The following is a 23,578-nucleotide window of genomic DNA, read 5'->3' as shown; positions in this document are numbered from 1 at the left end:
ATTATTGAATTATAAAGGGCACATGTTTCTTTAATGCGTAGTTCTTTCTAAGGAATTTGGAGTTCAATCTTACGTCCGATATACATAGTGCCGCACCCAGAGCGGACCCCAAAGAGGAATCCGTAGTGCTTAGCTTCATATTTCTTAGATAGTGTGATATCAGTTGAATGTATACGTCATTATCCGTAAAACCCCCATCTATATATAATTTCTCAATGTTATCCTTTCCACTTACTGTTTTAATACATTCCACCTGCAGTAGAACAAGTTCCACCATTAATTGATGATAGGCGTGTTCATAGTTATCGTAAGGGATTATTGTAGATTCTGCCATCCTTTCATCACTAATACTTACCCATCGGTACATATATTCGAAATCTTTGATAATTTCAAGATAAATGTCATGATTAAACCGAATCGTTTTATGGTATTCGCTGGAAACCTGAAAATGTTCGGAAAGCGTTTTGACTTGTTCCTTATATTCATTGCCAAGAAACAAGCTTGAGGCTTTGACTGCCTTACCATTGATCCGCATATAATTGATACAATTTTTATCAATATCCGAATCTTTTAGTGCTTCCTCAGAAAATGGGTTCATGGTTATACTCCATGTTCCAGTAGAAACAAGTATGAATTTTTTTCGTACACTTCGTACATAGGGCAACAATGCCGCCGAACTATCATGTATTCCGACACCTATCTTAATACGCTTGCCGTTATAGTTCATATTGATACTGGTCTCGGTAGAAACGATCCTAGGTAATATTTTATAAATACCCTCTTTATAGACCCAATCGTGATAATCTTTTTTGGTATAATCCCATAGTGCCGTATGGCAACCAATGCTGGTATGTTCACTTACAGGGATACCCGTGAAGATAAAACTTAAATATTGGGGCAAATGTAAGGAGTACTTTATTCTTTTAAAGATTTCAGGTTTTGTATGTTTTAGCCAGTACAATTGAATTCCCGAATTTAAAAGTCCGGTAACTGGAGAACCCGTGGCCAATGCAAAATCCAATTTAGGGCCATATTTTTCATAAAATGAGTCTATTATTTCCTGAGGAATCTCCTTGGTATAATTATAAAGTGGTGTTACCACATCATCATTTTCATCCAAATGCACCAAGCTGGCACCATAGGATGAAAAGTTTATTGCAGTAATGTTATACTCCTGGGCATCCAATATCCTGTCAAAAACCTCTTTTAACCATATTTTTAATTGCTCAAGATCTTCTGTTGGGTAACCATCCTCATCTTTAATATTTTCAAAACGCGTATATTCCCTATACACTTCCTGAAAATCCTTATCGAAAAGAAAGAATTTTTTATTGGTCTTTCCTATATCAAATACCGCCGTTACTTTCTTTTTCATTTGGTTGTGTTATAATCCTGAAGCTACACTGTTTTTGCCCCTTACGTTGATCAAATTTTCCCTCACCTTAAGTGAACGATAGGCATTTAGGGGAGAAAGTGCCCCACCACTCTTACGTCTTGCTTCCTGCAACAATGGTCTTACATCTGTACGATAGGCATTCTGAAGTATCTCCTGACAGCGGACTACATCGTTTTCCATTTGAGCCGTTCTCAATTGGTCCTGATCTATCAACAATGCCTTGGCATATGCTTCCTGGATGGCTTCCAAGGATTGGATCAAATCCTCCATGGGGTCTTTAATATTATGACTGGCATCGATCATCCATGCCGGGTATGGATTTTGGGGATTATTGTTCATCCCGTAGACCAATTCGTTAAAAATTAAAAAGAGGGCATAAGGTTTAATACTGCCTACGGTAATATCATCATCCCCGTATTTACTGTCATTAAAGTGAAAACCGCCCAATTTACCCTTCATCATCAGGGTGGCAACGATCTGTTCTATATTGGTATTGGGCAAATGATGTCCCAAATCCACCAAGGTATACGCCTTATCGCCACATTCGTTGGCCAACATAAAAGAAGTGCCCCAATCCTGGATTACAGTACTGTAAAAATTTGGTTCATAAGGTTTGTATTCAATGAACAACTTCCAATCCTCCGGCAAGGCCCTATAGATATCCTTTAGACTGTCCTGGGTATTTTGCAGGGCATTCTGAAAATTGTTCTGTCCCGGAAAATTGGACCCATCGGCCAACCAGACCGTAAGACTTTTGGACCCCAATTTGTTGCCTATATCAATAACATCCAAATTGTGCTGAACCGCCTGTTGCCTTATCGCCTTCTCCCTATTGCTCAACGAACCGAATCTATAACTTTCCTTGGCATCTTTTTGATCCTGAAAAGTGTTGGAGTTTACCGCGTCAAAAACAATACTGTGCGAAGTGGCCAATTGTTTTATGGCTTCATAATCCTGTGGTATATCCCAGGGAATATGCAGGGAAATGGCACCCGCCGTCTGGGTCAGGGCATGTAAAATACCAACATCATCTATTTTTTGCTCCAATGTGGATGGTTCCCCATGAAATGAGAACCTCCCAAACCTGGTTCCTCCTGCGCCTAGGGCCCAACTTGGAATTGCCACTTGAAATTCCGCTAATTTATTGATAATATCATGGACATTACAACCATCCTTCACTAGGACATTCGATAAAAAATCGAATTTTTCCTGGTGCGATTTTAAATCCTTTTGGTTCTTTTCCTGTATTCTTTCTTTATCTATTCTCATTATATTCCCGATTAGAATTAGACCTGTCAGGAATTTGTACGATACCCGACAGGTCTCAAAAAAACTAACTCTAACTAATTTACTAACTATCTTACAAATGCATTGGCCATACCGCCATCCACATTTATTATATTCCCGGTAGTCTTATCCAGGATGGCAACACAGGCAAAAACACCGTTGGCAATATCCTCTGGATAAATAATCTCGTTCAATAAATTTCTTTTGGCGTAATGTGCTGGCAATTCGTCCACAGTAATTCCGTAGGCCTTGGCCCTACCTTCGGCCCAATCGCCTTCCCAAATCTTACTTCCCACTATAACCCCGTCCGGGTTTACTGTGTTGACACGGATCTTGTCACCGCCCAATTCGGCTGCCAATAAACGGGCCATATGTTGTTGTGCTGCCTTGGCGGTACCGTAGCCCACATTGTTTGGGCCTGAAACTAGTCCGTTCTTACTGGCTATACTTATAAAATCTCCTCCAAGACCCTGTTTGCGCATTATGGCAACTGCCTGTTTGGCAAGTTCAAACTGTCCTTTTACCAAAACATTCTGCAAAATATCCCAATCCTTTTCGGTGGTCTCGTCCAATGGCTTGGAAATGGCAAGTCCTGCACTATGCACTACAATATCCACACCGCCAAACTCCAAACAAGCTTTCTTATAAGCCTCGGCAATAGATTCACTTTTGGTAACATCGCAAACCGCATAACTGGCAGTATCCGACTTATAGGTACCTACAGCCTCCTTCAATCTATCTTCGGCTATATCTGTCAATACCACATTGGCACCTTCCTTTGCCAATTTATCTGCAATGGCCTTGCCTATACCACCACCTGCTCCGGTAACCAATGCTACTTTTCTGGATAAGGGCTGTTCTTTGGGCATACGTTGCAATTTGGCCTCCTCTAGCAACCAATATTCAATATCAAAAGCTTCTTGCCTCGGCAAAGAAGTATACTCGGTAATGGCTTCGGCGCCCCTCATTACATTGATGGCATTGATGTAAAACTCACTTGCCACCCTAGTGGTCTGCTTGTTCTTTGCAAAACTGAACATCCCAATACCTGGATATATGATGATCACTGGATTAGGGTCGCGCATGGCCGGGCTATTGTCCCTTTTACAGGTCTCATAATAATCTTTGTAGCCTTGTCTGTAAGCCTCAAAGGCCGGTTCCAGTTTTTTCAACACGGCTTTGGCATCACCAAGATCTTCCTTGGGATCCAGATCTAAAACCAAAGGCTGTATTTTCGTTCTTAGAAAATGATCGGGACAGGAAGTACCCATTGGTGCCAAGCGCTCCAAGTCATTGCTATTGATATACTCCAAGACCACATCACTATCTGAAAAATGCCCTATCATTCTATTTTCGGAAGAACAAAGTCCCCTTAGCAATGGCATTATTTGGGAAGCTTTTTCAGCGCGTTCCTTTTGGGGCAGGCTTTTAACTTTTTGTCCTCCAAATATGCTGCCTTTTTCCTTAATCTTTTTGGCTATATACTCTGAAGCCATTTCTATGACCTCCAAGCTGTTCATATAGCACTCATAAGAGGTGTCCCCCCAGGTGAAAAGTCCGTGACTCCCCAAAACGATCCCCCTTATACCGGGATTGTCGTTCAAACATTTTTCCAATTGCAGGCCTAGATCAAAACCTGGCCTTTGCCAAGGTACCCAGCCCATGGTATCTCCCCAAATTTCCTTGGTCACCTTTTCACTATCCTTGGCCGCAGCCACCGCTATCAAGGCATCTGGATGCAAATGGTCTATATGTTTAAAGGGAAGTAGGCCATGCAAGGGAGTATCTATGGACGGAGCCTTACTTTCCAGATCGTAAATACAATGGTCAAAAAGACCTACCATTCGGTCCTCATCCGCAAGACCTCCATATACGTTTTTCAAGTTTCTCAATCGTTCGGTATATAATCCGGCGATACCTGCTTTGTTCAAGGTACCTATATCCCCACCGGAACCCTTGATCCACATTACCTCTACCTCTTCATTGGTCAAAGGATCCTTTTCAACGGTCTTACAACTGGTATTGCCCCCACCATAATTGGTTATTCGAAGGTCGGCCCCTAAAATATTGGACCTATAAAGAAACAGTTCTACCTGATCGTCGCCCAGCGCTTCCGCCTTACTCTCTTCCCAGAGATAATTAACGTATTTAAAATTCTTTACGGAATGATTCATAATTTAATAGCTTCAAAAGTTTTATGATTGCTAAAGTATTGCACAGTTCTCCTGAATGCATCCTGTACTGTACTGCAAGCAGTGATTTTTTTTAATTTTATCGACCTTCCTGGAACCAAAAGTGCTTAATTTTATAAATAAATTTAAAATTAAATAGCTTATTATTGAAGAATAAACAATAGCGGCAGACTTATTATTTTAAATTATCATTATTATAGATTAGCTTAGATATGTTCAAATACCTCAAAATAGATGAAAATTCCAGGATCCCTAAATACAGGCAGCTAGTAGATTCCGTAATTAACAACATTTCCAATGGCAACTTGAAGATTGATGATAAAATTCCTTCCATCAATAGCTTGAGCGAGGAATTTTTGCTTTCCAGAGATACTGTTGAAAAGGCTTACCAGATATTAAAGGAACGTAAGATAATTACCTCCATAAGGGGCAAAGGTTATTACATAACCAGAACAAAACTCATATCCAAGGTCAATATACTATTCCTAATCAATAAGTTGAGCGCCTATAAAATGCGCATTTACAATTCCTTTATAAACACTATTGGGGGCAACTCCCATACAGACCTACATATTTATCATTGCGACAACTCACTTTTTGTAAATCTTTTAGAGAAGAACATCAACGCATATGATTATTACGTCATCATGCCGCATTTTAAGACGGACGATCTTAAACACATTAGTTCTACCGATGAAGCCATTAAGGCCATCAATATGATTCCCAAGAACAAATTAGTGTTGATGGACAATAATAAACTTGAAATTGAAGGGGATTTCATTGAAATCTATCAGGATTTTGAGAATGATATCTACAATGCCCTAAAGGAAGGGTTGCCAAAGATCTCGCGATATGGAAAACTGATTCTGGTCTATCCCGAAAATGCCGTATATCCTTATCCCAGGAGAATATTGCACGGCTTTCGCAAATTTTGTGTAGAACACAAAATAGATTTCGAGATCCTGGATGAAATTTTTGATGATATCATTCTTAAAAAGGGCGATCTCTTTATTACCATTGAAGAAAACGACTTAGTGAGTTTGGTGAATCAGATCCGGGACAAAGAGTTTATTTTAGGTGTGGAGATAGGGGTTATATCCTACAACGACACCCCATTAAAGGAATTATTGGGCATTACCGTTATTTCTACAGACTTTAAGGTAATGGGGGAAACTGCCTCCAGAATGATCTTGAACAAGGAAAAGGGAAAGATTAAAAACCCGTTTAATTTTATAGACCGGAATTCCATATAAGGTCTTATAAGAAACTCCCCTATCAGAACAAACAACTAAACTTTCCAACGGACACTAATTCTATTGAACCACAATTGGTCCGACTATACTATGCCGTTATTTCCGTTGCCTTTTAACAGCACACAACAGGATAGTTCCCTTAAATAACCAACGTAAGTTTAGCCTTTAATCAGAACTGACCCGTAAAGTGAATGCCTCTTATGGGTATTCCGTTTTTTTGGCGGTTCCGATAAGGCCGGTCAAAGTAGGGCCAAAATTAAGCGTAGTATATATAGTTTAAAACTATACCAAATCAATCTATATGAAACATTTCAAAACCTTGGGTCTTTGTTTTTTATCAATCCTTTTTTTTGGTTGTAAATCCAAAATGAGAGAAAAATCCACAGAAAAAGACACTGCATCCAGACCCAACATAATTTTAATATTGGCCGATGATTATGGTATTATGGACAGTCAGGCCTATGCCCATAAATTTTCCGGAGCAAACCGTTCCGAAATGTTTTATGAAACCCCTAACATCGATCGATTGGTCCAGGAAGGCACAGCCTTCTCCCAGGCATATGCCAACCAGTTATGTTCCCCGACCCGCGCAAGCATCATGACGGGAAAGTATGCCAGTAGACTCGGTTTTACAACGGCTATGCCACCACGGGAAACCTATTACAATCAAAATTTACCAGTCCCTGACAGATATTATGCCCATGATGTATTGGAACATAAAGATAATATTTTGATAGAGCAGGCATTGAACAATGCCACCTCCAATTCGGCAGTGCCTACCGGAAATTCTTATGATAAAGACAGGGACGAACTTTCAATAGCAGAGGCACTAAAGGACTATCATTCTGCCTTTATAGGCAAATGGCACATTGGTGGTTTCGGCGCCCAAGGATATCAGCCTGCGGACCAAGGATTTGAACCCTTGGCCTGGTTTGATGCAGGTGGTTCGGTATATTATGATTGGAAAAAAAGCTGGGATAACAAAACAAAGACACGTTTTCCCAAAACGCCACAGGAACATTCGGAAATAGGCGATTCCGGTCAAGAGACCGGTGAAGAATACCTTACGGACGACTTAACGGTTCAGGCCCTAAATTACATAGACACAAGATCCAAACTTAAAAGGCAACCGTTTTTTCTCTATTTTTCGCATTTTGCCATCCATTCCCCTTACCAAGGCAAGGAAAATGAAGTTGCCTATTTTGAGAACAAGCCTACCAAAGGATGGAACGGCCATAAAGATCCCGTCTACGCATCCATGATAAAAAGCTTGGATAGATCAGTTGGCGAAATTCTGAAAAAACTCGAAGAAACCGGTCTGGACGAAAATACCTTGGTCATATTCATGTCGGATAATGGCGGTATCGATTCTAAAGTTACCCCAAAAGGTGAAGGCACGGACAACAGTCCGTTTTTAGGAGGGAAGGCCTGCGTAACAGAAGGTGGTATTAGGGTGCCCCTTATCTTTAGATGGAAAGGAAAGATTAAAGAAGGACAATGGGTAGACGTACCCGTAGATTGCACCGATATTTATCCCACAATTTTGGAAGCTTCCGGTTATAACTCCAAAGCTATTGTCCAAACCAACAAACTTGATGGAGAAAGTATCCTGCCCCTACTATCAGACCCTGAAAACATTAAAAAAGGGTATAGCAAGGAAACGCATTTCTGGCACTACCCCTTTAATGTAATTTACAATAGTCCTTACGAACCCTATGCACTAACCCCTCATTCCGCAATTCGGGACGGAGATTACAAATTAATATTTGATTGGTACGGTAGGTTCCATCTCTACAATATTAAAGAAGACCCCTTTGAGAAAAACGATTTGGCCACTACAAAGACCGTTTTACGGGAGGCCTTGTTCAAAAAACTGATGGACTGGCTAAAAACAAATGTAGAACAAAGGTACTGGCCAACAGTCAACCCAGATTACAATCCGGAGAATGAGGTAAGGAAAATACCTTTTCGCGATTTGTTTACCCATTACAAAGAACAATGATTTCCTGGTTATAAAACACCTATCAACCAGCTAAATACACTTAATAATGTGTTCTGTAACAAATCCTTGGAAACCTTTGAACACAATTGTTTCTCGGCAATTCCAGTGTCGTGCTCTTCAAAGCTAAGATAGATCAATAGACACCTACCAAGAATTGGCCATTTGTATTAGCACAAGTGTTTGTAAAACTATAGGGTCATGTCTTATTAAAAATCTAACTTTTGGATACTGATCAAACATTCCAGGCCTGGGTTTTCAACCTCCTTCATCGCGCTTCAAGTCAATGAATTATTAGTTATTGAACATTTTTGGGATCGGCAATAAAAAATGTTAGTTGATACTAAATAAACTTGTTTGAATACTATATGTGCATGTTAAAAATTTAACAGACTAATCATTATCAGACATGTTAAAAAATTAACAGTTCGAACCAGTACAGTACAGGACAGTTATAGAAATTCACACCCATATATTTGAATAATCCTTAATTTTTTGTGACTATTTTAAGGATTACTAATTAAACTAAACTAAATAATACAAGATTATGAAAAGAAGAATTTACAGGATTTCCCGGAAATTCCTATTCCTTTTAACTATGCTTTATGGCATTACAATGCAGGCACAAGATGTAACGGTAAGCGGTACTGTGGTATCTGCAGACGATTCGATGGGCTTGCCGGGGGTAAACGTGGTTGTAAAAGGTACAACAACGGGTACGGTAACAGATTTTGACGGAAACTACAGTATTGTTGCTCCCAGTGCGAACAGCACTTTGGTTTTCACTTACATTGGTTTTACAGCCCAAGAAATTCCGATTAACGGAAAAAGTCAATTAGACGTAACCATGGCCGAAGATGCTGCTGCTCTTGATGAAGTAGTTGTTGTGGGTTACGGTACCCAGATCAAAAGACAGGTAACAGGGTCGGTATCTACCATACAGGCCGATGAACTTGCCGATATTCCGGTTTCCCAAATTACCCAAAAAATACAGGGTAGGATTCCAGGGGTTCAGATTAATCAGAGTACAGGAAAGCCTGGACAGGGTATGTCGGTACGTATTCGTGGGCAACTATCCGTTTCTGGAGGTAGCGACCCATTGTATGTGGTTGATGGCTTCCCTATTTCCGGAGGGATCAACAATATAAATCCGGATGAAATTCAGGATATTTCTATTTTGAAAGATGCCGCTTCCACTTCCCTTTATGGTTCAAGGGCAGCCAATGGTGTTGTTTTGATTACCACCAAAAGTGGAAAAGCCGGTGAAACCAGTGTAAGTTTAAATGTTTCCACCGGTATGCAGAGCGTTCCAGATAGAGGAAGGATAGAAATGATGAATGCCGTTGAATTCGCCCAATTTAAAAAGGAATACTATGAAGATCAGGGTAGCCCAGTACCGGATATCTTTCAGAATCCTTCCCAATATGAGGGCCAGACCAACGATTGGTACGATGCTATGCTTAGAACAGCCCCAATGACCAATTACAATCTTACCATTACTTCCAACAAAGAAAAGTTGCGAACTTCAGTAATTCTAGGCTTCTTTGATCAGGAGGGTGTGGTCTTAAGTTCGGATTATAAGCGATATTCATTAAGGGCAAATTTGGACTATAGTTTATCGGACAAGGTCCGAATTGGAGTGAATATAGCACCAAATTACATCTTGGACAATACTCCGAGAACAGATGGCACCAGAGGTACGGGGCTCCTTTTTAATGCCCTGCACACTTGGCCCATCATGCCTATATACAATGAGGACGGGACCAGGACGGAATTCAATCGTTTTCCGGCTAATACTGGTAACATCTTCTCTTATGCCAACTGGCTCAATTCTGCCGAAAGGATCCAGGATGGCACTAAAGAGGTAAACCTTTTGTCCAATGCGTATATTGAATATGAGCCAATAGAAGGGCTTACCATTAAATCCAGTTTAAATGCTGAATTGTACAATAGCCAATATGAATACTTCAGTCCAACCAATGCCACCTATGCCATTAACCGTCCTATACCGACGAATAATGAGGCAGTTTGGGACGACAGGACCACTTTTTCCTATTTAAATGAAAATACGATTAATTATAACAAAAGCATTGGTGACCACACTTTTTCTCTATTGGGAGGTTTTACTTACCAAAAATATCGAATGGACCGTAGCAGGGTTGCAGCCAGTAATTTCGCAGATGATAGATTACCGAATATTCAGGGAGCGGCAGATATTAATAGAGGCGGTACCTTCGACCAGGTACAGGAATGGAGTTTAGTGTCCTTTCTTTCTAGGCTTACCTATAATTACAAAGGAAAATATCTGTTGACAGGCTCTATCCGTAGTGATGGATCATCAAGGTTCGGTTCTGATAATAGATGGGGTACCTTTCCTTCGGTATCTGCCGGTTGGATTGCTTCAGACGAAGCTTTTCTAGAAAATGTAGAATCTCTTTCACTTCTTAAACTGCGTGCAAGTTATGGTGTTACCGGAAACAACAATATTGGTAATTACACCCAATACGCCTTGATAGACAATACGGTGAATGCCGTATTTGGCAATGATTTTGCACCAGGTTCTGCGGTTAATTCGCTCTCCAATTCCAATCTGGGATGGGAAACCACAAAACAGTTCGATATTGGATTGGATTTAAGCCTCTTCAACGATAGGGTATCCTTAGTATATGATTACTATACCAAGAATACTACCAATTTACTTTACAATGTGCAAGTTCCAAGGGAATCAGGCTTTACCAATTTTAGCGATAACATTGGTGAAATTAAGTTCTGGGGTCATGAATTTGGTATAAATACCGTGAATACCACAGGTAAATTCAAATGGACCACCAACGCCAATATCTCCTTCAACAGAAATGAGGTAGTAGCTTTGGCCGATGGAATTGACAGGGTCTATGGACCAGGTGGATGGCACATTACCCAGGTAGGAAAACCCTTTGGCCAATTTTATGGGCATCTATCCGATGGGGTTTATCTAAACCAACAAGACTTGGACAGCTCACCTCAAGTTCCAGGACGTTCTACTGTGGGTAGTATTAAATTGCTCGATGTTAATGGCGATGGTATCATTACTCGCGGAGGAGATGATGACGACCGTGCCATTATGGGCAGTCCATTCCCTGATTTCACCTATGGTATAACCAACACCATTAATTACGGTAATTTCGATTTTTCCGTAGTGGGTACCGGATCTTACGGTAATGAATTGCTGGTTAGACATTTGTTCAGCACCACCAACTTGGATGGGGTATTCAATCTTTTAAAAGATGTAAAATACAGGTTTAGATCCGTTGAAAATCCTGGCAGGGGCTTTTATGGAACTACCGTAGGTGGCGGTAATGTTACCGGTATAGAAAGGGATTGGATCAATGACCGTTTTGTGGCGGATGCCTCCTATTTCAATATCCGGAACATAACCTTAGGGTTTACTATCCCTAAAATGGACAAGTATTTCAAATCGGCCCGAGTATATGGATCAATTCAAAACGTACACATATTCACTAAGTATTGGGGTGGACCAAACCCTGAAATTAGCGTACAGAACAATGGAGAGGGAGATGGTGGAAACCTTGCCTCCGGGGTAGATATTTCAGGATATCCGGTACCACGTATATTTAGTTTAGGTTTAAATTTAAACTTCTAAATCGAAAACTATTATGTCAAAAAATATTTCACTTTCGACAAATTTTAAAACTGAAAAAATGAAAAAAATATTCTATTTAATCGCAGCAATGTTAGGTTTTCTGGCAAGCAGTTGTGACAAGGAATTAACGATTTTCCCAGAAGACTCGTTAAGTGTACCCACTTTCTTTAAAACGGAGGAGGATTTTACACAAGCCATCAATGGGGCATATGTACCCCTACGAAACATTAATAATCAATCTAAACCTTTTTTGGCCGAGATGCACTCTGACAACACTTATTTTGCACGTAACACTGCTTTCGGGGCTACGGACAATCAGGAGGATATTGCCGACCACTCCATTCCAAGTGATGGAGGTATCACCGCAAATACACATGTATATAATGTTTATGTTGATTATTTTGAAGTTATCGCCAGAGCCAATCAGATTTTGGCAACTATAGATGAGGCTGAAATAGATGAAGCAGTAAAAGCGAACGTAAAGGGGCAAGCACTATTTTTAAGGGCCTATTCCTATTTTGACCTGGCACAGTTTTTTGGCAGTGTACCTATGCACCTTGAACCCGTAGTAGACCGCGAAGGAGCTGCTTTACCCCTGGCTTCTGAAGATGAGCTTTATGGGCAGATTATAGAAGATGCCAAAGCGGCCATTCCTTTATTACCCCTTAAATCACAACAACAGCCTGGAAGGGTAACTTCAGGTGCCGCTCAAACCCTTTTGGGCAATGTTTATGTAGTGCGTAAGCAATGGGGCGAGGCTGAATCTGTGTTACAGCAAGTTGTGGATAGTGAAGAATATATGTTGATGCCCAATTATGAGGATGCCTTTTCCGGGAATAGCGACAACAAGAACAATATGGAGTCAGTCTTTGAAATCCAATATCGGGAAGGTGCAGACGGACTTAATGGAAGTTTCCTTTACAATTTTCTTCCAAGGCCAATTACTGCCGAAGAGGTAGGTGCAATTACGGGTACATCCAATCCACAACCAGTAAACGGAGAAGGAAACAACATACCCACACCAGACATTATAGAAGCCTATGAAGATGGGGATTTGAGGAAGGATGCCTCTATAATGTACGTAACCTTAAGTGAAAGTTTTTGGGAAGATGGGAATTATCCGATCATCAAGAAGTATGTGGAGCCACATGCCTTACACGGAAACCATGGTATGAACTGGCCGGTGTATCGTTATTCGGAAGTATTATTATTGTTAGCCGAAGCACTGGAAGAACAAAATAAGGCCGGTGCGGACACCTACTTAAAAATGGTGCGAGATCGTGCTGGTCTAGGGGATTATTCCGGAGATCTGGGAGAAGCCATCTTTAATGAAAGAAGGGTAGAACTTGCATTTGAGAACAAAAGATGGTTCGATTTGGTAAGAACAGGTCGCGCCATAGACGTGATAACAGCCCATGGGAATAAAATAAAAGCCAATCCAATAGACTATTACTACCCTGCAGGCGTAGAACCAAGAGGAAATGTCTTTACAAATATTACAGAGCGGTATGCACTTCCAGCCGCAGAATCGTCATTAAATCCTAATTTCTAATTATATTAGACACATAATTAAAAACTAAAAGATAATGACCAGACTAATTGCCGTACTTATTTTTTCAATGCTTTTGTCCGTTTCTTGTGAGGATAACAAAAAAATGGAAACCGCAAGTGGCCAGGAGCTTCCTCCAAAATTGGCAAAGCTAAAATTACAGCCCGGTTTTGAGGCGGAACACCTGTACAGTCCGGCCGATAACGATCAGGGGTCATGGGTAGCCATGGCCTTCGACAACAAGGAACGACTGATCACTGCCGATCAATACGGTGCGCTATATCGCCTGGAACTTCCTGCTATTGGGTCTGAAGTATTGACGCCAAAGATTGAAAAACTCAAGATACAGACAGGGGAGGCCGTAGCCGATTCTATCATTCAAATGGGTTATGCCCAAGGATTGCTCTACGCTTTCAATAGTCTATATGTAATGGTGAATCATCGCGGCAATGATGAATTCGAGAAGAGCAGTGGGCTCTATCGTTTGCAGGATACGGATAACGATGACCAATATGACAAGATCACCCAGTTAAAGGCATTGAACGGTGCAGGTGAGCACGGCCCACATAGTATTGTTTTAAGTCCTGATGGAGAGTCTTTATACGTTATTGCTGGAAATCATACCGATCTTCCGGAAATGGATACTTATCGCCTGCCCAATGTTTGGCAGGACGACAACCTTTTCCCCCAGGTAAAGGATCCCCGCGGCCATGCCAATGACCGCGGTGCTCCAGGGGGCTGGATTGCAAAAATAGACCCGGAAGGAAAGAACTGGGAGTTGATCAGTGCCGGTTTCAGGAATCCATTTGATCTGGACTTTAATGATGAAGGGGACATGTTCGTATACGATTCGGACATGGAATGGGACTTGGGCTTGCCCTGGTACCGTCCTACCCGTATCTGCCATGTTACCAGTGGTAGCGAATTTGGTTGGAGAACGGGGAACGGAAAATGGTCTCCTGCATATCCGGACAACCTTCCTCCTATCGTAAATATTGGTCAGGGATCTCCCACCAATGTGGTTTACGGAAGGGGAGCGAAATTTCCAGAAAAGTACCAAAAGAGCATTTATGCCTTCGATTGGAGTTTCGGTATCATCTATGCTATTCACCTAAAAGCCAATGGATCTTCCTATGACGGGGAGAGGGAGGAATTTTTATCAGGGATCCCGCTTCCTTTGACAGATGGGGTCATTGGTCCGGATGGTGCCATGTATTTCATGACCGGAGGACGAAGATTGGATTCCGACCTTTACAGGGTTCACTATACAGGAACCGAGGACGTAACGCCTGCCAATAAGGCATCCGAACTTACCGAAGGGAATAAGATTAGAAGACAGTTGGAGGAATACCATACAGGTCCAAAGAGTGGCGCGGTCGACTTTGCTTGGCCGTATCTGAACAACGCGGATAGATTTATCCAATATGCCGCACGTATTGCGGTAGAGCACCAGCCAGTTAAGGAATGGCAAGCTAAGGTTCTTTCAGAAAAGGATCCGGTTACCTTGGCACAGGGAATTATAGCCCTAGCCAGACATGGCAATAAAGCCCAGCAAGACCAAATGCTCAATGCCCTTTTAGGCGTAGATTATTCCAAGCTTACATCGCAACAGCAAGTAGACCACCTAAGAGCTTTTGAACTGACCCTATCCCGTTTTGGGATTCCAGGATCATCCGTTAAGAACAAGGTCATTGCTTATCTTTCGCCACAGTATCCGGCAACTACAGATGTCTTGAACCAAATGCTTAGTAAAACATTGGCCTATTTGGACGACCCTACCGTAGCTAGTAAAACTTTGGCCCTGTTGGAATCCAATACAGGGGAAAATGTGGATGTGATGGCCAATACGGCCACCGAGGCTTCGGATCTTATTTTGAGAAATCCACAATATGGAATGGATATAGCCCTAACCCTGAAAAACATGCCTCCTGCCCAGCATACCTATTACGGAATGGTACTGGAGGATGTAGACAAGGGATGGACTCCGGAACTGCGTGAAAAGTATTTTAATTGGTTCAACAAGGCCTTTTCCTATAAGGCAGGAAGAAGCTATATCGGTTTCATTGACAAGGCAAGGAAAAAGGCATTGACACATGTCCCAAAGGATAAGTTTGAATATTACGATAAGATGTCCGGTGCCGAACTATTGTCCAGCTCGGGCAATGATCTGGCAGTTACGACCGTACAGCCCAAAGGTCCACGCCACAATTGGGAAGTGGGAGATATAGAACCCTTGTTGGCCGATGGCCTCAAAGGGAGGGATTTTGAGTACGGCAAAAGTATGTTTGCGGCTACCACCTGTATCACTTGCCATTCCATGCAAGGAGAAGGAGAGAATATTGGCCCGGACCTAACGCAATTGGGAACCCGCTTTTCACCCCAGGATATACTCAAGGCCATTATTGAACCCAACGATGTGATTTCGGACCAATACAATACCACAGTGTATACCTTAAAGGACGGAAAATCCGTCGTAGGAAGATTGATGAACGAGACTGAACAAAATTATATTGTCTCGCAAAATCCCTATGCACCGGATCAAACGAGGGAAGTACCCAAGGACCAAGTGGTAAGCACCAAGCTTTCCACAATATCCTGGATGCCTCCCGGAACCATCAATAGGCTCAACGAAGAAGAAGTGAAAGACCTATTGGCCTATTTGGTTGCCGGTGGAAATCCTGATAATCCAATTTATACAGAAAAAGAGGCCAACAACTAGCAATGGCTAATTCAATTGCTTTGACCGGTCCTTACAGGTTAAAAAGACCTGCACCGTTTATGTTAAACGCTATTAACTTAAACGGTGCAGCGTTTTTAATATGCACTGTCTTTTTACTAACAGGCACTTTCCTTTTTGCACAGGAGAGACCCTTAAAATTTACCAAGCAACAGATAGCTTCCGAAAGTTACGAAACCGTAGGGGTGTTCGATGTGGACAACGACGGCAAACTGGACCTTGTCTCAGGAGCCTATTGGTACAAAGGACCCCATTTTCAAACCCGGCACTATATAGGATCGGCAAAAAGATATGGGGAATATTATGACGATTTTTCTACCATTCCTATGGATGTTAACGGGGATGGACTTACCGACTTCATTACTGGTGGCTGGTTCGGGAAACAATTGGTATGGAAGCAAAACCCTGGGGATGGAGGTGAATGGCAGGAACATTTGATAGCCGAAGCAGGTAACATAGAGAGCAGCCGTTCTTGGGATTTGGATGGGGACGGTATCGTGGAAATAATTCCCAATACTCCCAATGACTCTTTGGTAATTTATAGATTGCTGTTGAATGCCAACAAAAAAGGTGTAGGAAGTTTTAGCAAACACTCCATTTTAGGTCCGCACGGACATGGCCTTGGGTTTGGTGATATAAACGGCGACGGACTTACAGATATTATTGTATCCAAAGGTTGGTTACAAGCACCCGAGAATACCTTTACGGGGGAATGGAAATTACATCAGGAATTTGAATTGGGCACTGCAAGTGTTCCCATAATAGTTGCCGATGTAAACAAGGATGGCCTTTCGGACCTTATTGTTGGTCAAGGACATGATTACGGCCTATTTAGGTACGAACAAAAACCCGCAACCAAAAAACAAAAAACCCAATGGATAAAGCACCCCATAGACCCATACAATTCACAGTACCACAGTATGGAATGGACCGATATAGATGGGGATGGGGAAAATGAACTGGTAACTGGTAAGCGTTACCGTGCCCATAATGGAAAAGACCCAGGCGGTAACGATGACCTTGGACTTTATTATTTCAAGTGGAACGGGGAGCATTTTAGTAAACAAGTTATAGATTATGGCCCCTATGGCCATGGAAAGGGAACCGGAGTCTACTTTAGTGTTTCGGATGTGGACAATAACGGAATGAAAGATATTATCGTGGCCGGAAAAGATGGCCTTAACATTTATTACAACGAACCTATTAAACAATAAATCATGAATTTGAAAAGAACTTTTAAGCCACTTATATTAGTGCTGATTGCCATTATAGGCCTACAGTCCTGTAAAGAGAAAAAAGAAGATAAACCGCAGCAGGAAATGGCAGCGGCCACAACAGAACAGGACGGATTTGTACAAATATTTGATGGCAAAACGCTTGACAACTGGGAAGGAGACCCCAATTATTGGAGGGTAGAGAACGGCAATCTTGTGGGAGAGGTAACCCCCACAACCTTATTAAAGAACAACACCTTTATTATATGGAAAGGCGGACAGCCTGCAGATTTTGAACTGAAGCTCGAATTCCGTATTGCGGAAGCTGGAAACAGTGGCATAAATTACCGGAGTGAAAGAATCGACACCATACCCTTTGCATTACGTGGATATCAGGCCGATATAGATGGTAAAATCAGATATACCGGACAGAACTATGAAGAGAAAAAGCGAGCTACACTGGCCTATCGTGGTGAAAAAGCCAGAATAACGTCCCAAGAAAATCCGGATACCCCCGGATCTTTAAGGGCCAATGTGGCGAAGAATGCTTGGCAGAGCAGGGAAGTTTTGGAATCACTTGGGGATTCGGACGAACTAAAGACAAAGATCAAAAGTGAAGATTGGAACGAAGCCCACCTTATCATCAAAGGAAACAAATTACAGCATTACATTAATGGCATTCTAATGAGCGAGGTAATCGACGATGACACGGTTAACCGGGCGTCCAAAGGTCATTTGGGAGTGCAGGTACACGTAGGGCCTCCCATGAAGGTGGAATATAGAAATATAAAATTGAAGAACTTATAGGATTGAAAATTTCTTCTTTTAAGAAGATTTGAGCCTGACCGTCAATTGTTAGGTAGCGCTTAAGCATAAAAAATTAAGACTGGGAAAAAGGGGTGAAATTCAAAACTTTCATCCTTTTTTTTTGGGATCTATAGGCAATCAACTCCCCCACTCCAACCTCAAAATAAAAATAATTTTCACTGCGGACAGGACAGCACAGGATAGGTAATGGGCATATAAAGATTAAGTTTGATAAAGTCTATTTCTATGGAAGTAATTCCGTTTTTTTTAAATCTGGAGTAACATTTCCAATTCATTGGAAAACTACTTTTTCTTTTGAAATTAGACGTGATAAATCTTAATTTATGAACCAAATAACTATGGGCAAATCCTATTTGCCGATTAAAAACAAAAAACACGGATTGATGAAAGTTAGAATTATTGTTGTAATACTCCTTTTCGTTTGCGCCATTCCATTAAAAGCACAAAAAGCAACGCAACAACAGCAAACTAAAAAACCCAATATTATCTTCATTTTAACGGATGACCAAAGATTTGATGCCTTGGGCTATGCAGGCAACAAACTCATATCCACTCCGGAAATGGATAAATTGGCCGAGGAAGGCACTTATTTCAAGAATGCCATTGTAACCACCCCTATCTGTGCGGCCAGTAGGGCAAGCATTTTGACCGGCCTATATGAGCGTACCCATAACTTTAATTTCCAGACGGGAAATATTCGAGAATCCTATATGGCAGACTCCTATCCGACCATCTTGAAAAAAAACGGATACTACACCGGCTTCTATGGAAAGTACGGTGTTAGGTATGATGATCTAGAAAAACAGTTCGATACTTATGAATCCTATGACCGCAACAATCAGTATAACGACAGGCGCGGGTATTATTACAAAACCATAGGCAAAGATACGGTACACCTTACCCGATATACGGGTCAACAGGCTATAGACTTTATTGCGAAAGCCGATACCGATACCCCATTTTGTCTTTCCCTAAGTTTTAGTGCGCCACATGCACACGACTCGGCCAAAGATCAATATTTTTGGCAACAGGAGTCAGATTTGCTGCTTCAGAACATGGATATGCCCGGACCAGAACTGGGCGAAGACAAATACTTTGAAGCCCAACCGAAGTTTGTACGTGACGGATTTAACCGTTTACGATGGACATGGCGTTACGACACTCCTGAAAAATACCAACATAGCGTAAAGGGCTATTACAGGATGATTTCGGGTATTGATCGTGAAATTGCCAAGATCAGGGAGGAACTAAGGAAAAAAGGGCTCGATAAGAACACGGTAATCATTTTAATGGGGGATAATGGTTATTTCCTGGGAGAACGTCAGCTTGCCGGAAAATGGTTGTTATATGATAATTCCATACGGGTGCCCTTAATTGTGTTCGACCCGCGTTTAAAAAAACAGAAGGACAACGATGCCTTGGCATTGAACGTTGATGTGCCGTCCACTATTCTAGATTTGGCAGGTTTGAAACAACCCAAGGGATGGCAGGGCAAAAGCCTAATGCCGATCATCAAAAATCCCAAAACCGATTTTGAGCGCGATACTATTTTGATAGAACATCTATGGGAATTTGAAAATATCCCCCCTAGTGAAGGGGTACGGACCAAAGATTGGAAATACTTCCGCTATGTAAACGATCAGTCCTATGAGGAACTTTATAATTTAAAAGACGATCCAAAGGAAATCAACAACCTTGCGAAAGATTCAAAATATACCAATAAACTTGAATCCTTTCGAAAGAAAACGAACAGCCTTATACTTGAACTATCCGATGATTATTCCAAAGGACCTTCCAATTTAATTGTAGAATGGATAAGAAACACCGCCGGAGTTAGTATTATTGATCCCAAGCCAGAATACGGCTGGGTAGTACCGGAAGGCGCTGTTACCCAATCGGCCTATCAAATATTGGTAGCCTCATCCGAAGAAAAAATAAATAACAACATTGGTGATGTTTGGAATAGTGGACAAATAAGATCCAATGCCTCGACGGAAATAGAACACGGAGGAACCCAGCTAAAAAGTGGGGAGACCTACTTCTGGAAAGTACGTATTTGGGACCAGGACAATCGACTATCAAGATATTCCAAAACCCAACCGTTTATTATGGGCAGTCCCAAAGCAACCATTACAACACCGAACAGTTTTCAAATAGATAAAATAAAACCGGTCCTATTCGAAAAAAGAGGGGACACCTATTTTGTAGATTTTGGAAAAGCGGCCTTCGCTACCATTGATTTTACCTATAATGCCAAAACCGATCATATCCTTACTTTCCGAATCGGGGAACAATTGGAGGGTAATAATATTAACAGAAAGCCTTTTGAAAAAAGCCATATCAGGTACCAAGAAATCAAGGTACCGGTGACGCCTAATAAAACGCAATATCAACTTCAGATCAAACCGGACAAAAGAAACACCCTGCCGGGCAAAGCACTTCCTTTACCGGAAGGCTTCCCGGTCTTAATGCCTTTCCGATACGCAGAAGTGGAAGGGGCCCAAGAACCCTTGACCGCTGACAATTTTACACAACTTGCCTATCATAGTTACTGGGAGGATGATTCCAGCAGTTTTAGCAGTTCCAATGATATTTTGAATCAGGTTTGGGATTTATGTAAGTACTCTATAAAGGCCACTACCTTTAACGGGCTTTACGTAGATGGGGACCGCGAGCGGATTCCATATGAGGCCGATGCCTATTTGAACCAATTGAGCCATTATACTACCGATAGAGAATATGCCATAGCCAGACAGACCATTGAATATTTTATGGAACATCCTACATGGCCTACCGAATGGCAACAGCATGTGGCACTTATGTTTTATGCCGATTATATGTATACGGGCAACACAGAACTCATACAGAAATACTACGATCAGTTAAAATATAAAACCCTTTATGAACTAGCGAACGAAGATGGCCTGATAACCTCTACCAAGATGACCCCGGAATTAATGGCCAATCTTGGATTTCCAAAGACCATGAAGGAAACCTTTAGGGATATAGTGGATTGGCCCTCTGCAGGCTGGGGCGGGGATCCCAACAACAAAGGAGAACGCGACGGTTACGTTTTCAAGGATTATAACACTGTAGTGAATGCATTTTACTACCAGAACATGAAAATAATGGCCGAATTTGCCAAGGTCCTGGGTAAAACACAAGAGGCTTTGGATTTTAAACTAAGGGCCTTAAAAGCGAAGAAGGCATTCAATGAAAAGATGTTCGATACCAAGAGGGGAATTTATGTTGATGGAATCGGTACGGACCACGCCTCCTTACATGCCAACATGATGCCTTTGGCATTCAATATGGTTCCCAAAGAACATATAGGCTCGGTAGTTGAATTTGTAAAATCGAGGGGAATGGCCTGTAGTGTATATGGTTCACAATACTTAATGGATGGCCTGTACAATGCGGGCGCGGAAGATTATGCCCTAAGTCTATTGACCGATACCAGTGACAGAAGTTGGTACAATATGATCCGTATCGGCTCTACCATCACCTTGGAAGCCTGGGATTTAAAGTATAAGAATAATCTGGATTGGAACCATGCGTGGGGGGCGGTCCCTGCCAACGCCATTCCCCGTGGACTATGGGGCATTCAACCCAAAACCCCAGGATTTGGCATAGCGTCCATTAAACCGCAGATGGGCGATTTAAAGAACAGCAGTATTGAAGTCCCCACCATTAAAGGAACTATAAAAGCAAGCTACACCTACGCCAATCCTAGATTGCAATTATATACTATTGAAATCCCCGCCAATATGGTCGCCGAATTTGAAATGGCCCCCGCACCTGGAAAAGAGCTAATGCACAACGGGAAGAAAGTGGCGTCGGCCTTTGGTTCGGTTAGGTTGGAGCCTGGTAAACATGAGATAAAATTGGTAATTAATTCGTTTTAATGTATTTGCTTAAAACTGTTTTATCTCTTCTTATATATAATATTGGCCAAGTCCATTATCAAGAAGCATTCGTTTGTCTATTAGAGGAAGCGTTTGGAAGGCGTAATGCCATCATAAAAGTAATGATAACTACAAATAATTACCATGAATAAAACTAGACGAAACTTCATTCGCACTGCTGCTGTTGGCTCAGCTGGCGTGGTTCTTGGGTCTACAAAATTGTCGGCCAAAAGCTATAAAAGGATAATAGGTTCCAATGAAAGAATTCAAGTTGCCATTGCTGGTTTGGGCCGTCGGGTCGGCGCTATTTATACACCTGTAGAATTGAAAAGTAACAATGTTGAGCTCGTTTACCTTTGTGATGTAATGGAGAGTCAACGTTTAAAAGCTGCAAAGGAAATGACCCCACGCTTGGGTTACACTCCAAAGCTTGAAAACGATATCCGAAAGGTGTTGGCGGATAAGAATGTTGATGCCCTCTTTAACCTTACACCGGACCATTGGCATGCTCCGGGATCTATCATGGCGATTAAAGAAGGTAAGCACGTATATGTAGAAAAACCTTGTAGCCATAATATGGCCGAAAATGAGCTATTGGTAGCAGCCCAAAAAAAGTACGACCGAGTTGTGCAAATGGGCAATCAACAACGTTCAGCCGAGCATACCATTGAAATTATTAAGGAAATACATAATGGGGTAATTGGCACACCTTATAAAGCCGTTGCTTTTTTTAGTAATTCACGGGGAGAAGTACCATTGCAAAAACCTGCAGCCGTACCTACTGGTTTGGATTGGGAATTATTTCAAGGGCCGGCCGTTAGACGGGATTACACCTCTGAAACCTGGAATTATAATTGGCACTGGTACGGATGGAACTATGGAACAGCTGAATTGGGCAATAACGGTACCCACGAGTTGGATGTAGCCCGTTGGGCCCTGCAAGTAGATTTTCCGAATCATGTGGAGGCCGATGGCATTAAATCAGCCTTTGTTAATGATGGCTGGGAAATGTACGATACCATGGAAGCAACCTTTAAATTCGACAACAATACCACTATAAAATGGGATGGCAAAAGTAGAAATGGATATGGAACATATGGCGGGGGCCGAGGCACTATTATTTATGGTAGTGAAGGCAGTGTTTATGTAAACCGCGATTTGTACAAGCTTTATGACAGGGCTGGCAATTTAGTAAAAACTGTTAATGCCAAATATAAAGAAGGTGGTATAGAACTAGGTGGTGGCGGCGGAATGACTACTATTCATGTTGCGAATTTTTTCAATACCATTAGGGGTAAGGAAACCTTACAGGCACCAATTGATGATGCATCCAAAAGCATGGCCTTGGTGCACTATGGCAATGTAGCCTACAGAATTGGGAATGGTTTTGAAATAGACCCCACTACCGGAAGAATGCTAGACCGTAAAGCCTTGGCCTTATGGGGAAGAGAGTATGCAAAAGGTTGGGAGGTCATCCTTTAAAATGTAGTCAAAAATTGAAGTTCTTTAAATCGGTTTCAACTGATTTAATATGGTTTAGTTGTTGAATAACACATGAAATAATCATGCGAGCAG

At 41.7% G+C, this 23,578-nt stretch carries 12 protein-coding genes; 9 read left to right on the top strand and 3 right to left on the bottom strand.

Annotated features, from left to right (window positions below; genetic code table 11):
- Nucleotide 1: 1 nt before the first annotated feature.
- The 3 genes from BUA60_RS17085 to BUA60_RS17075 form a co-directional block, all read right to left on the bottom strand.
- Complete coding sequence (locus BUA60_RS17085) at nt 2–1,375, bottom strand: FGGY-family carbohydrate kinase (RefSeq protein ID WP_072863807.1); 1,374 nt, start codon at nt 1,373–1,375, stop codon at nt 2–4.
- A 9-nt stretch (nt 1,376–1,384) separates the two neighbouring features.
- Complete coding sequence (locus BUA60_RS17080; RefSeq protein ID WP_072863805.1) at nt 1,385–2,665, bottom strand: sugar isomerase; 1,281 nt, start codon at nt 2,663–2,665, stop codon at nt 1,385–1,387.
- A gap of 86 nt (nt 2,666–2,751) precedes the next feature.
- Nucleotides 2,752–4,857 carry a bifunctional aldolase/short-chain dehydrogenase gene (locus tag BUA60_RS17075; protein ID WP_072863803.1) on the bottom strand — a complete coding sequence of 702 codons (2,106 nt, stop codon included), beginning with the start codon at nt 4,855–4,857 and terminating at the stop codon, nt 2,752–2,754.
- 230 nt (nt 4,858–5,087) lie between these two features.
- On the opposite strand from BUA60_RS17075, the gene BUA60_RS17070 reads away from it, so the two are divergent.
- The 9 genes from BUA60_RS17070 (at nt 5,088) to BUA60_RS17030 (ending at nt 23,485) form a co-directional block, all read left to right on the top strand.
- A complete protein-coding gene (locus BUA60_RS17070) occupies nt 5,088–6,128 on the top strand; it encodes a GntR family transcriptional regulator (protein WP_072863801.1) in 1,041 nt (346 codons plus the stop codon).
- A gap of 301 nt (nt 6,129–6,429) precedes the next feature.
- Nucleotides 6,430–8,130, top strand: coding sequence for a sulfatase (locus BUA60_RS17065; protein WP_072863799.1), 1,701 nt, complete (start codon nt 6,430–6,432; stop codon nt 8,128–8,130).
- Between the two features lie 544 nt (nt 8,131–8,674).
- On the top strand, nt 8,675–11,770 hold the full coding sequence (locus BUA60_RS17060; protein WP_072863797.1) for a SusC/RagA family TonB-linked outer membrane protein: 3,096 nt from the start codon (nt 8,675–8,677) through the stop codon (nt 11,768–11,770).
- A 58-nt stretch (nt 11,771–11,828) separates the two neighbouring features.
- On the top strand, nt 11,829–13,322 hold the full coding sequence (locus tag BUA60_RS17055; RefSeq protein ID WP_072864085.1) for a RagB/SusD family nutrient uptake outer membrane protein: 1,494 nt from the start codon (nt 11,829–11,831) through the stop codon (nt 13,320–13,322).
- 34 nt (nt 13,323–13,356) lie between these two features.
- The gene (locus BUA60_RS17050; RefSeq protein WP_072863795.1) at nt 13,357–16,038 is read left to right on the top strand and encodes a c-type cytochrome; all 2,682 of its coding nucleotides are present in this window, start codon (nt 13,357–13,359) and stop codon (nt 16,036–16,038) included.
- A 2-nt stretch (nt 16,039–16,040) separates the two neighbouring features.
- Nucleotides 16,041–17,270, top strand: a complete 1,230-nt coding sequence (locus tag BUA60_RS22890) for an FG-GAP repeat domain-containing protein (protein ID WP_218587941.1) — start codon at nt 16,041–16,043, stop codon at nt 17,268–17,270.
- 3 nt (nt 17,271–17,273) lie between these two features.
- Nucleotides 17,274–18,077 (top strand): 3-keto-disaccharide hydrolase, encoded by an 804-nt coding sequence (locus BUA60_RS22885; protein ID WP_072863793.1) that lies wholly within the window; start codon nt 17,274–17,276, stop codon nt 18,075–18,077.
- A gap of 344 nt (nt 18,078–18,421) precedes the next feature.
- Nucleotides 18,422–22,003: a sulfatase-like hydrolase/transferase gene (locus BUA60_RS17035; RefSeq protein ID WP_245802573.1), complete on the top strand. Its 3,582-nt coding sequence runs from the start codon at nt 18,422–18,424 to the stop codon at nt 22,001–22,003.
- Between the two features lie 144 nt (nt 22,004–22,147).
- Nucleotides 22,148–23,485 (top strand): Gfo/Idh/MocA family protein, encoded by a 1,338-nt coding sequence (locus tag BUA60_RS17030; protein WP_072863791.1) that lies wholly within the window; start codon nt 22,148–22,150, stop codon nt 23,483–23,485.
- Nucleotides 23,486–23,578 lie beyond the last annotated feature (93 nt).

It is taken from the genome of Arenibacter palladensis, from assembly GCF_900129275.1.
Taxonomy (GTDB): domain Bacteria; phylum Bacteroidota; class Bacteroidia; order Flavobacteriales; family Flavobacteriaceae; genus Arenibacter; species Arenibacter palladensis.
Note: the sequence above shows the minus strand (reverse complement) of the source record. Positions and strands in the feature narration are given on the sequence as shown.

Bases quoted from the DNA above. Each gene is read 5' to 3' on its own strand.
- BUA60_RS17060 (WP_072863797.1), top strand. From the start codon at position 8,675: ATGAAAAGAAGAATTTACAGGATTTCCCGGAAATTCCTATTCCTTTTA.
- BUA60_RS17030 (WP_072863791.1), top strand. From the start codon at position 22,148: ATGAATAAAACTAGACGAAACTTCATTCGCACTGCTGCTGTTGGCTCA.
- BUA60_RS17050 (WP_072863795.1), top strand. From the start codon at position 13,357: ATGACCAGACTAATTGCCGTACTTATTTTTTCAATGCTTTTGTCCGTT.
- BUA60_RS22885 (WP_072863793.1), top strand. From the start codon at position 17,274: ATGAATTTGAAAAGAACTTTTAAGCCACTTATATTAGTGCTGATTGCC.
- BUA60_RS17035 (WP_245802573.1), top strand. From the start codon at position 18,422: ATGAACCAAATAACTATGGGCAAATCCTATTTGCCGATTAAAAACAAA.
- BUA60_RS17080 (WP_072863805.1), bottom strand. From the start codon at position 2,665: ATGAGAATAGATAAAGAAAGAATACAGGAAAAGAACCAAAAGGATTTA.
- BUA60_RS17055 (WP_072864085.1), top strand. From the start codon at position 11,829: ATGAAAAAAATATTCTATTTAATCGCAGCAATGTTAGGTTTTCTGGCA.
- BUA60_RS17070 (WP_072863801.1), top strand. From the start codon at position 5,088: ATGTTCAAATACCTCAAAATAGATGAAAATTCCAGGATCCCTAAATAC.
- BUA60_RS17075 (WP_072863803.1), bottom strand. From the start codon at position 4,857: ATGAATCATTCCGTAAAGAATTTTAAATACGTTAATTATCTCTGGGAA.
- BUA60_RS17085 (WP_072863807.1), bottom strand. From the start codon at position 1,375: ATGAAAAAGAAAGTAACGGCGGTATTTGATATAGGAAAGACCAATAAA.
- BUA60_RS22890 (WP_218587941.1), top strand. From the start codon at position 16,041: ATGGCTAATTCAATTGCTTTGACCGGTCCTTACAGGTTAAAAAGACCT.
- BUA60_RS17065 (WP_072863799.1), top strand. From the start codon at position 6,430: ATGAAACATTTCAAAACCTTGGGTCTTTGTTTTTTATCAATCCTTTTT.